10 protein-coding genes and 1 pseudogene are annotated in these 10,714 nt (G+C 66.1%); 8 read left to right on the top strand and 3 right to left on the bottom strand.

The genetic code is table 11. The features are described from left to right. A pseudogene (locus AC5Y47_RS24200) lies at positions 1 to 335 on the bottom strand (Fic family protein); the annotation flags it as partial. A gap of 221 nt (positions 336 to 556) precedes the next feature. Between AC5Y47_RS24200 and AC5Y47_RS24195 the strand changes: the two are divergent. Together AC5Y47_RS24195 and AC5Y47_RS24190 are read left to right on the top strand one after the other, a co-directional pair. Beyond that, positions 557 to 1,804 (top strand): cytochrome P450, encoded by a 1,248-nt coding sequence (locus AC5Y47_RS24195; protein ID WP_499946777.1) that lies wholly within the window; start codon positions 557 to 559, stop codon positions 1,802 to 1,804. Beyond that, positions 1,797 to 2,423, top strand: a complete 627-nt coding sequence (locus tag AC5Y47_RS24190; RefSeq protein ID WP_499946776.1) for a TetR/AcrR family transcriptional regulator — start codon at positions 1,797 to 1,799, stop codon at positions 2,421 to 2,423. Before AC5Y47_RS24195 ends, AC5Y47_RS24190 begins: the two co-directional genes overlap by 8 nt. An 11-nt stretch (positions 2,424 to 2,434) precedes the next feature. Here AC5Y47_RS24190 and AC5Y47_RS24185 read toward each other — a convergent pair whose 3' ends face one another. Continuing rightward, positions 2,435 to 3,667, bottom strand: coding sequence for a PQQ-dependent sugar dehydrogenase (locus AC5Y47_RS24185; RefSeq protein ID WP_499946779.1), 1,233 nt, complete (start codon positions 3,665 to 3,667; stop codon positions 2,435 to 2,437). Between the two features lie 412 nt (positions 3,668 to 4,079). Between AC5Y47_RS24185 and AC5Y47_RS24180 the strand changes: the two genes are divergently transcribed. Genes AC5Y47_RS24180 through AC5Y47_RS24155 form a run of 6 tightly spaced genes read left to right on the top strand, consistent with a single transcriptional unit; the run spans position 4,080 to position 10,424 of the window. After that, positions 4,080 to 6,176 (top strand): putative bifunctional diguanylate cyclase/phosphodiesterase, encoded by a 2,097-nt coding sequence (locus tag AC5Y47_RS24180; protein ID WP_499946775.1) that lies wholly within the window; start codon positions 4,080 to 4,082, stop codon positions 6,174 to 6,176. Positions 6,177 to 6,224: 48 nt separating this feature from the next. Then, positions 6,225 to 7,226: an AAA family ATPase gene (locus tag AC5Y47_RS24175; RefSeq protein WP_499946774.1), complete on the top strand. Its 1,002-nt coding sequence runs from the start codon at positions 6,225 to 6,227 to the stop codon at positions 7,224 to 7,226. A 7-nt stretch (positions 7,227 to 7,233) separates the two neighbouring features. Continuing rightward, positions 7,234 to 8,100: a DUF58 domain-containing protein gene (locus AC5Y47_RS24170; RefSeq protein ID WP_499946773.1), complete on the top strand. Its 867-nt coding sequence runs from the start codon at positions 7,234 to 7,236 to the stop codon at positions 8,098 to 8,100. Beyond that, the gene (locus AC5Y47_RS24165) at positions 8,090 to 8,563 is read left to right on the top strand and encodes a hypothetical protein (RefSeq protein ID WP_499946772.1); all 474 of its coding nucleotides are present in this window, start codon (positions 8,090 to 8,092) and stop codon (positions 8,561 to 8,563) included. The genes AC5Y47_RS24170 and AC5Y47_RS24165 overlap by 11 nt, the downstream gene beginning before the upstream one ends. Continuing rightward, positions 8,554 to 9,525, top strand: a complete 972-nt coding sequence (locus tag AC5Y47_RS24160; RefSeq protein WP_499946771.1) for a hypothetical protein — start codon at positions 8,554 to 8,556, stop codon at positions 9,523 to 9,525. Before AC5Y47_RS24165 ends, AC5Y47_RS24160 begins: the two co-directional genes overlap by 10 nt. Beyond that, a complete protein-coding gene (locus AC5Y47_RS24155) occupies positions 9,522 to 10,424 on the top strand; it encodes a vWA domain-containing protein (RefSeq protein WP_499946770.1) in 903 nt (300 codons plus the stop codon). Before AC5Y47_RS24160 ends, AC5Y47_RS24155 begins: the two co-directional genes overlap by 4 nt. Before the next feature lie 92 nt (positions 10,425 to 10,516). Here the strand turns inward: AC5Y47_RS24155 and AC5Y47_RS24150 are convergent, their stop codons facing one another. Further along, a complete protein-coding gene (locus tag AC5Y47_RS24150; RefSeq protein ID WP_499946769.1) occupies positions 10,517 to 10,696 on the bottom strand; it encodes a hypothetical protein in 180 nt (59 codons plus the stop codon). Positions 10,697 to 10,714: the final 18 nt, after the last annotated feature.

The following is a 10,714-nucleotide window of genomic DNA, read 5'->3' as shown; positions in this document are numbered from 1 at the left end:
GCGTTGCCTCTGCTGCCGTGGAGTGCGCGCGCGTAGTCGTCCAAACTTGCCTCGACGCGTTCAATTTTGGAGGACGCTACCGATTCCGTTCGTAGTAGGAGAGTGTTCAGCGCTGCTAGGTCGGCTCCGTGCGCGCTGTCGAGCCGAGAAATTTCGACCATCGCAATCTCGAGCTCGACAGCGATATCTGCGTTGATGCCGGCCTCGAGGTCGGCGATGAAGGGGGGAAGTGACACCTCGACGTAACGAAGTGTCCTGTCCTCGCGGGTGCCGCCTCGTTGAGTCTGTGCCCACGGACGTCGCTGTGCGGTGTGTCGTGGCCATGGATCTGCCATCACCCTCTCCTAACTCGGACTAACTATAGCGCTAGTCCGAGTTAGGACTTATAAGTCGGACTTATCGCCGCCAAGGCATCCAGACGTTGCTGCGTATCGCGTATGACCAAAGCGGGCAGCACCGCCCACAAGCAGCCAATTCAGCGACTACTATTGACCGCACCAGCACACTGGTCATACATTCAAGCGAAACATGTCCGTCCAGCGGAAGGGAGACATCCATGCAGAGCACCGCTCCCAATGTCTTCGAAGCCGGTCTCCCGACATTCGATTACACCCTCGATGCCACTCCGCACGACATCCTCGAGGATGTTCGATCGGCGCAATCGCGTGCACCCATCGCTATCGGACCCCTCGGCCCGGAAATCCTGTCCTACAAACTGGCTCGCGACATCATGCGCGACAACAGATTTCGGCTGCCGCCCGGCATTACGCTGGCGTCCCAGGGCATCACGTCAGGTCCGCTGTACGACAAGATGGCCAACAGCCTGCTCGGCCTGGACGGCCCACCACATGTCCGGTTACGCAAACTGGTTTCCAAGGCGTTCACCCCGCGCGCGACATCACGTCTTCAGGACACGATCCATGAAGTGGTGAACGGGTTGATCGACCGGGTGGTGGACGCCGGGCGATGTGACGTGGTGACCGACATCGCCCGTCCATACCCCACTCCGATCATGTGTGCGCTGATCGGAGCGCCCCGCGAGGATTGGCACCTGTTCGCGGACTGGACCGAAGAGGTCTTCAAGGCCCTCAACTTCCAGCCGGACGCCACCTTCGATCAAGCCGCGATCATGCGCGCATGGAATGAACTCGACGCCTACGTCGACGACATGGTGGCGGCCCGCCGACACAATCTGACCGATGATCTGCTCTCCGAACTCATACGCGCCGAAAGCGACGGCGACCGCCTCAATCTGGACGAACTGCGAGGTATGGTGGCGGGTTTCCTGATGGCGGGAACCGACACGACGCGGAACCAACTGGCTGCGTCCGTGCAGGTGCTCTGCGAGCATCCAGATCAGTGGGCGAAGCTGCGCGACCAGCCAGAACTCGCGATGCAGGCGGTCGAGGAGAGCATGCGCCACTCACCGGCGGGAAGTATCGTCCCGCGGGCCGCGACTTGCGATGCCGAATTCGGCGGGTACATGTTTCCGGCAGGAACCTTCATACTTGTGAATACCTTTGCGGCCAACCGAGATCCAGCGATCTATACCGATGCGGACCGCTTCGACATCGCGCGCAAGGACGTACCTGCGATCCTGACCTTCGGCGGTGGCGCGCACTACTGCCTCGGGGCGAACCTCGCACGCCGGGAACTGGCGGAAGCGCTCATAGTCCTCACCCGCCGCCTCTCCGTCGTTCATCGCGCCGGACCGGCACCGTGGAAACCCCTGCTGGGAATGACCGGTCCCACAACACTTCCGATCGAATTCACCAGTGAAAGGCTTGTGACCGCGGATGCGTAGTCGTGGCTGGGCGGGTTTGACACCCACTTCGGACGAGGAAGCGATCTCCCGAATTCTGACTGCGGTGGACGAAGAGGTCGCCGAGAACGGATCGGCGCTACGCCTTGCCGACGTCGCCCGCCGGCTCGGTGTCACTCGCCAGACGGTGTACCGGTACTTTCCCAATGCCGACGCGCTGCTCATCGCCAGTTCGATGCGCGCGGTCAACGGCTTCATCGATCAGGTCGCAGAACACGCCAGAGGGCTCAACGACCCGGTCACGGCGCTGGTCGAATGCATTTCGTTCGGGGTCGGGAACCTCGCCGGGGATCCGCAGCTGGAGAACCTGTTGACCCGACGGCAAGAGGGCGAAGCCGTCACCTCGCTGAGCTCCGATACCGCGATCGCATTCTGCTTGTCACTCTTTGACCGCCTGGACGTCGATTGGAAACTGCACGGCTTCGACGCGGCCGCGCTGCGTGAACTTGCCGAAATGACCCTGCGCACTGTGCAATCGCTGCTCACCGATCCGGGGCAGCGTCAGGGTGACGAGATCGCACTACGACGGTTCGTTGCGCGGTGGCTCGGTCCGGCGATCCTCTATCCACGGCTGGCGTCGCTCGTCAGTGCGGCTCCGTAACCGAGACATCCCTACCGCCCCGGCGGGGCCACCCGATAAACCGCACCCGCGGCGTCGTCCGTGACGTACACGGCTCCGTCCGGTCCGACTACCGCGGCGACCGGACGCCCCCATCGGGAACCGTCACCCGCTTGGAAACCACCGACCAGGGTCTGCTGGTCACCGAGAGTGCCATTGCGCCAGGGAAAGAACGAAACCTCGGGTGCGCGCGGAGGCTGCCGGTTCCAGGAGCCATGGATGCCGACCAGGGCGCCATCCGAATACGGTTGCGGCAGAACACCGCTGGTGAACGCCAGCCCGAGCGGCGCCGAATGAGCACCCATGCTCTGCTCGATCGGCGCCAAGACCGAACAGTCCATCGCGGATCCGTCCCTGTTGGTCGACATGTCGCGGACGAACCGCAAATTCGCGGGACCTCCATCGGGATTGCAATAGGGCCAACCCAATTCGCGTCCGGGCGTCAAGCGTGCCAGCGACTCCGGTGGATGGTCGTTGACGTACTCGACATCGACATTGCCATTCGGATCCGGTGCGTTGTCGCGATTGTTAACAGCGGTCCACAACGAACCGTCCGGCGCGAAAGCAAGACCGGTTCCGTTGCGCACCCCGGTCGCGAACGGCTGCGCAGTGCCGCCGTCCGGCGGGATCCGCATGATCGTCGCCCTGGGCGGTGTCGCCGTGCGGTCCTGCACGGAGATGTTGGCCGTCGAGCCGATCGAGAAGTAGACCGCACCGTCGCGACCGACGACCACGCTCTTCAGCGCGTGCGCGTAGGCGCCGTGCAGATCGGGACTGCGCGCGTCGGGAAGGCCGTTGACCACCGTACGTCCGTCGCCGGCCCGTCCGTCGATGTAGTCGTACGCATCGATCTGGTCGCTTTCGGCGACATACAGCGTTGAGCCCGCGAACGCCATCCCATGTGGTTGGTCGAGACCGTCGAGCAGCGTCGATTGTTGCGGCGCCGCACCCGGTGTCAGCTTGATGATCTGCCCGCTGGACGGAACCGACACCAGCAGAGCGCCGTCGGGAGTCCAGGTTTCCAGCCGCGCTTTGGGGATCCGCGCCCATACCGAGATCGTCCAGCCCTCCGGGATCAGAGCCTGCCGCGGTTGGTCGAACGGTGCCTGCGCCAAAGAGGCGGGAACGCCGACGGGAGCAGAGATCAGCTTTGCGGATGCCGGTGCAGGCGGCGCGGGCCCGGTCGCGGACGGCGGGGACTCGGCCGAGCATCCGGCGGTCAGCATGACGCCCACCAGGACAGCGGCCAGCGCCGATCTGCCACGCAGATAGTGGACGGCCACGTCGTCACCCATACCCGGCGCGACCGTCACCCATACCCGGCCGACCGTCACTCTTGCCCTGACCCAAGATCGGTAACCGGCAGTCGGTGCCATCCGCGCAGCCGATTAGCTACCTTCATGTCCGGAAATACCATGGCTTAACGTGGTGCAGGTCACAGGGAGGGGAGGCCGGTGTCGACCGAACATCCACGACTGCGCCTCTACATCTTCGGCGCGGTCACGCTGTTGTCGGTCGTCAACGCCTTGGCGCTGTGGGGCGGACCGGGCCGCCCATCGCGGCGAGACATTTCTTCAGCTGAGCACGGGGCTGGCCGCGATCGTCGCTGGTCTCGTAACTGCGGCGCGCACAAGTGGCTTGTCGCGCTGGTGGCGACTGCTCTACGCCGTCGGGGTGGGATTGTGGCTGTTCGGTCAGGTCCTCTGGTGGACGGGTAACACCCTGTCGAGCCGCATCGCGCCGGCGCCGGGGATACTCGCCCATTTGCTGCTGCCGGTGTTCGCGATCACCGGGATTGTCCTGCTGGTATACGACAGCGGCAGGGTGTTCGGGCGCGACGGGCTGCTGCGCCACCCTCCCGCCACGAGCCTGATCGACGGCGTGGTGGCCGGTCTGTCGTTCTTGATCCTGGCCACGATGGGCGGCTTCGGTGCCGGGTCGTCGGCTGCACTGGCCCGGTCGGACAGCGCGACTGTCGAGATGGGGTTCGCGTTGGCCGAGGTGGTGGTCGTGGGCGCAGTGGTGGTGATCGCCATGGTGTATGACCCCGACCGCCCGTATCGGGTGAACTACCTGCTGCTGGCCGGCGGCGTCGTGTCCATGGCGACCTCGGATCGCGTCACCGCCTATTTCCGGTCGGTCGGCGCGGAGGGCGGCGAGTTGTTCGGCGCCATCGGGTTGATCCTCGGCCCGGTGATGATCGCGTTCGCGATGCTCGAGTATCCGCCACTGCCGGACGCTGATCAGGTCGTTCGGGGGACTGACTGGGCGAAGCTGATCCTGCCTTACGTCGGATTTCTCGGAATCGCCGTGCTTTTCGCCTACCACGTGCTCATCGGACACTGGTTGGACGCATTCGCGGTCTGCGTAACGGTGCTCATGGTTCTGCTGGTCGCCATCCGTCAGGTGATCGCGATGCGCGCGCAGTGGCTACTGACTCAACACCTGTACGTCGCGCAACACCGGCTCGCCTACCAGGTGGATCACGACGCACTGACCGGACTGCCCAACCGGCTCTTGTTCGCCCGCCGCCTCGACGAGGCGATGCGCAGCGGCGGTTTCGTCCTGATTTTCGTCGACCTCGACGACTTCAAGGAGATCAACGACCGGTTCGGACATGCTGCCGGTGACGAACTGCTGTGCGCGGTGGGCGAGCGACTCAAACGCTGTGTCACCGACAGCGACACGTTGGCCCGGGTGGGCGGGGACGAGTTCGCGATATTGATCCACGAAGGCGTGGAGGAGCTCGAAACCGTACGGCATCGACTGCGGGTCGCGCTGCGCGATCCCTTCCCCCTGCACGGTTCCTCGGTCCGCGTCCGAGCCAGCATGGGTCTCGTCCGCCCGGGTACCGAGCACGGACCTCAGACGTCCGACGACCTGTTGCGGCAAGCGGACATCTCGATGTACGCCGGTAAACGGCTCGGCAAGAACACCGCGGTGATCTACCAACCGTTGACCGGCATACCGGGGGATTTCCCGACGGCACTGCGCAAGGCCAAAGGGGGCGTGCCCGCTGGATTCAGCCTCGTCTACCAGCCGATCGTGCGGCTCCCGGAGGCAACGGCGGTTGCCGTCGAGGCCCTGGCCAGGTGGACCGCACCCAACGGCATGGACATCGCCCCCGAAACGTTCGTCACGGCCGCCGAAGCCGCGGGACTCGGTGCCGCCCTGGATGCGATGGTGCTGGAACTGGCGTGCACCGAAGTCGAGGCGGCCGGGATGGACGTCGACATCCACGTCAACATCGGCGCGGCGCGCCTGGGCAACACCGACTTCGAAGAGCACGTGGACCGGACACTCAAACGCCACCGAATCGCGCCGGGCCGCCTCGTCGTGGAGATCACCGAGACGGTGCCGATCGTCGACCTCGCCGACGCGGCGGCGCAGATCACCCGGCTCAACGCGACCGGTGTGCGGGTGGCGCTCGACGATTTCGGCGCCGGATACAACTCGCTGACCTACCTGCACGCCCTGCCGGTGCACGTCGTCAAGCTCGACCGTGGTCTGGCGGTGGGTGTGGACCCGGCACGCGACCTGGCTCTCTACCGCTCGGTCATCGGGCTCTGCGCAGAGCTGGGTCTCGAGGTGATTGCCGAAGGTATCGAGTCGACCGCTCAAAGCGAGATCATCCAGGCCGCCGGCTGTCGCTTCGCACAAGGACACCTGTTCGGACAGCCGGCCCCTATCGACGACATCGTCCGCCCGAAATCCCCGCACCAACGGGCCGTCTAGCCGTGCCGGCGGTGTGGAAAGCCGCCTCCCGGGTATAAAGGCGGGCGTATGACTACCGCACGTAGCCAGCCGGACCAGCGCGAGCTCGACAGCATCCGACGGACAGTTGACGCGATCTCCCGGGCGTTCGCCGCCAAGATCGTCGGGCAGCGCGACCTACGGGAATCGCTGCTGATCGGCCTGCTCGCGGGCGGCCACATCCTGCTCGAAAGCGTGCCGGGTCTGGCCAAGACCACCGCGGCCAAGGTGCTCGCCGAGTCCATCCACGGTCGCTTCCAGCGCATCCAGTGCACGCCTGACCTGCTGCCCAGCGACATCATCGGCACCCAGATCTACGATTCGGCGACCAATTCGTTCGTCACCCAACTCGGTCCGGTGCACGCCAACATCGTGTTGCTCGACGAGATCAACCGCTCCAGTGCGAAGACCCAGAGCGCGATGCTCGAGGCGATGGAGGAGCGGCAGGCCACGATTGCCGGGCAGGTTCATCCCATCGCGGAGCCGTTCCTGGTCATCGCCACCCAGAACCCCGTCGACCAGGAAGGGACCTATCCGCTCTCCGAGGCGCAGACCGACCGCTTCATGCTCAAGGAGATCGTGCGCTACCCCTCCCCGGAAGAGGAAGTGGAAGTGATGTCGCGCATCGACGCGGGTGTCTACGATAAGGAGCAACCCGCCGCACCGGTGATCAGCCTCGACGACGTGCTGCGCCTGCAGGACGTGGTGCGCCACGTCTACATGGATCGTGCGTTGATGCTCTATGCCAGCCAGCTGGTCGACGTCACTCGCCATCCCGCCCAGAAGTTGCCCAAACAGATCGCGCGCCTGGTCGAGTACGGCGCCAGCCCGCGCGCCACGATCGCGTTCTGCAAGGCGGCGCGGGCGCGTGCGGTCCTGTTCGGGCGTGCGCACGTGCTGCCCGAGGACGTCGAGAAGCTCGCGCACCGGGTGCTGCGACACCGGCTCATCCTCGGCTTCGAAGCCGCCAGCGCCGACATCACACCCGAGGTCGTGATCGACGCCGCGCTGCGCGTCGTGCGCGTGCCCTGAGGTCGTCTTGGGAAAGCACCTGAATCGGGCGAAGGCGCACTTCGGTACCGACACCCGCGGCCTGCTCGAGGGTGGGCGCTACGCGTTATTGCATACGCGCAGCATGGAATTCGACGACCTTCGCCCGTATGTCCCCGGCGACGACGTGCGCGACATCGACTGGAAAGCCTCGGCGCGGTCGGGCAGCGTGCTGATCAAACGGTTCGTCTCCGAAAAGCACCACAAGATCCTGCTCGTCGCCGACGCCGGACGCAACATGTCCGCGCTCGCCCCGGGCGGAGAGTACAAACGTGACGTCGCCGCGCACGTCATGGGCGCGATCGGTCTGATCGGGCTGCGGCGCTCGGATCAGATCGGGATGGTCTACGGTGATCGACGCGGTTCGGTGAACGTCCCGCAGCGGCGCGGTGAGACGCACATCGAGGGATTGCTGCACCGCTGGTATCAGCACACCATGAACGACCCCGGTCGCAGCGACGTCGCCGCCCAACTCGATTATGTCGCAACGCATTACCGGCACACCATGCTGATCGTGGTGGTGTCCGACGAACCCGAGCCGGACGACCGACTCGACGCAGTGCTCACCAGCGTGACCGGACGCCACGACGTCATGTGGGCCATGGTTTCCGACATGCCCGCGGTGGGCCGCAGCGACATCGACGGATACGACGTCGCCACCGGCCGATTCGTCCTGAACGGAGCTGATCTCGGACCGCGGGTCGTCGCCGCCTACCGCCGCGCCGAGCAGACCCGTCGCGACCGCCTCCATGCGTTCCTGACCCGTCATGCGATTCCGCACGCGACCATCGCAACCAGCGGCGACATCCGGCGCGAACTGGTCAACATGACCGAGGTGGCTGCCCGTGCCGGATGATCTACTGCGCCACGTCTTCGGGCCACAGCCGTACTCGTCATGGTGGCTGTTCTGGGGCGTCCTCCTGATCCTGGGCGTCTTATGTTGGTACGCAGGTGTTTTCGTGTGGACGCTGCCGTCGCACCGGTTACGGCGCATCCCCGCGGTGCGACGGCTGCACGCCCGGTTGATCCGTCACCGCTTCGCCCGGCGCGTGCAGCGCATCGCCGACCAACACGTCGCCGGCCAGAAAGCGGCTCCGGAAGCGTGCGCGGCGATCAGCAGGACGGTGCGCAGCTTCTTGCATCAAGCGACCGGTACGCCGGCGCAGTACTTACATGTCGGGGCGCTACCGGAAAGCGAATTGGCTGGGGCCGCACCGCTACTCACCCGGCTCGGCGACGGGCAGTTCAACGTCGAAACCCTCGTTGACGTCGCCGAGGTGAGTGCCGACGCGCAGGAGTTGATCCGCTCGTGGACCTGAAGTGGTGGCCGGTGGCGGCCATCGGGTCGGTTTGCTTCGTCGCCGCCGTGCTGTTGGCGGCCTTGCTGCCGATGACTGCCGCTCGAAAGCGGTTGCGCCCGTTGGCCAACGTGGTGCGGCTCACCCGGTTGCCCGAGTACGCGCGGGTGGCCCGGTTGCGTTCGCTGTCGACGGTGGTGACCCTGGTGGTGCTGACGGTTATGTTCGGCGCCGCCGCCTGGGCAGGGGCCCGTCCCACCGCGTCCAGCAGGGAATTCGACGCCGCTCATCCCGAGGACATCATGCTGTGCGTCGGACAGCCGGTGACCGACGCCGTCACGGTCGAGTTCCTCGATTACTTTGCCCGCCAAGACGTCGATTCGGCTCCGGCCCACCGCATCGGGCTGACTTCGACCAACCGCCGCCTGGTGCCGTTGACACGGGATCACGCGTACGCCGTGGCGCGGTTCGGTGACTTCACCCGCGCTCAACAGGCCCGGTCGTTCGCCCCGCAGGTGATCTACACGGATTACGCCGCGAGCGTGGACGATGTTCTGGCGCTGTGTATCTCAGGATTCCCTACCGCCGATCAGCGCGGCACCAGCCGACGCTCGGTGATCTACCTGGGCCCGTCGGATCTCCGTGCAGCCGGGGAGCAGCGCGCCGCTCTGTTCAACGCCGGCAGTGTGCGGGACCTGGCGCAGCGGGCCGCGATCCAACTCAACGTGATCGACACGGCCCCCTCGCCCGCGAGCGGATCACTGCTCGCGCTCACCGAGCAGACCGGTGGCCGGTACCGCGTGCCGGGACCGGCCCCGGTGACCCGGGCCCTCAACGACATACGGGGGCACACCCCGCCGGCGCGTCTGGCCGACGGCACGGTGGTGGCATCGGATCTACAGGATGCGCCGGTCATCCCGCTGGCCATCGGGCTGCTCTCGGCGGCGGTGCTGTCGGTCGCGCTGTTGGTGTTGCGCCGATGACGTTTCAGCCCCTGCTGCCCTGGGCGATCCTTGCGGTCGTCATCGGCGCGCTCGTGCTGGCCCGGCTGGTGGCGCTGCGGCAGGTGCTGTGGTCGGCCGGACGGCCACGCCGCGCCGTGCTGCGCTGGGCCGGGGTGAGCCTGGCGGTGCTGTTGCTTCTCGCCGCGGTCACCCGTCCGGGGGTCCAGGGCAAGGATCGGCAGGGCACAGCGGCGGCCGGCGAGCATCTCAACGTGTTCCTGATCGTCGACCGCTCCGTCGACGAGTCGCGAATCACGTTGATGCGCAACGACATCACGGCCATGATCGACAAGTACCCGGCGGCGCGCTACGCACTGGTCAGTTTCGCTTCCCGCGCTGCGCTGGACTGGCCGCTGTCGCAGGACGTTTGGAGTCTGCGTCCGACCATCGCGGCTCTCTACCCCTACGGTCGGGGTCTCGACTCGGACGTCAACGCCGCGGCGGCCGGCAATGTGTTGAAGTATCAGCTGATCCAGGCAGCGCAGCAGTACCCGGGTTCACGAAATGTGGTGCTGTATCTCGGTTCCGGCGCGCCCGGTTCGCGTACCCCTCAAGGTGACTTCGACGTGACACACAATGTGGTGGACGGCGGGACGGTGCTGGGCTACGGCCGCGCCGAGGCGGTCGACGAAGCCGAATTGCGGGAAATCGCAAGGCAGCTCGCCGTGCCGTACCAGCACCGGGATCCTGCGCAGCCGTTCCGTCCGGAGCTGCCCGACTCTGCCGACGACGCCCGCGTCCGGGCCCAGTCGGCTGAACGGATCGAGTTGTACTGGTTACCGGCGTTGCTCGCGGCCGCGCTGCTGCTCGCCGAGATCTACCTGTCGATCCGGGAGTTCCGGCGCGGCCGCATCGCGCGAAGGGACGTGACCCGGTGACGCCGCGACCGGCCCGGCTGCGGTTGCGACGGCGGCTGTTGATCTACTCGGCACCGCTGAGCGTCGTCGCGCTGGCGGTGGCCGTGAAGCTGCTATCCCTCGTCTTCGCAGGGAATTCGGCCGTCTCCGCTTTCGCCGACGGCGACGGCGGCACGCTGCGCAACGACGCGGCGGTCCTGGGCATCGTCAACGTCGTCGAGCCGGCTAAAGCGCCGTTCGCCGCGGGCGTCGCCGCCGTACTGGAGGGTCGGCTCGACGACGCCGACAACCACTTCACGTCCGCGCTGGCT

This window comes from Mycobacterium sp. NGS22 (assembly GCF_059813095.1).
This window is presented reverse-complemented; position numbering and strand designations above follow the sequence as displayed.

Coding starts and splice junctions, on each gene's coding strand:
- AC5Y47_RS24190 (WP_499946776.1), top strand. CDS start 1,797: ATGCGTAGTCGTGGCTGGGCGGGTTTGACACCCACTTCGGACGAGGAA.
- AC5Y47_RS24185 (WP_499946779.1), bottom strand. CDS start 3,667: ATGCTGACCGCCGGATGCTCGGCCGAGTCCCCGCCGTCCGCGACCGGG.
- AC5Y47_RS24155 (WP_499946770.1), top strand. CDS start 9,522: ATGACGTTTCAGCCCCTGCTGCCCTGGGCGATCCTTGCGGTCGTCATC.
- AC5Y47_RS24175 (WP_499946774.1), top strand. CDS start 6,225: ATGACTACCGCACGTAGCCAGCCGGACCAGCGCGAGCTCGACAGCATC.
- AC5Y47_RS24195 (WP_499946777.1), top strand. CDS start 557: ATGCAGAGCACCGCTCCCAATGTCTTCGAAGCCGGTCTCCCGACATTC.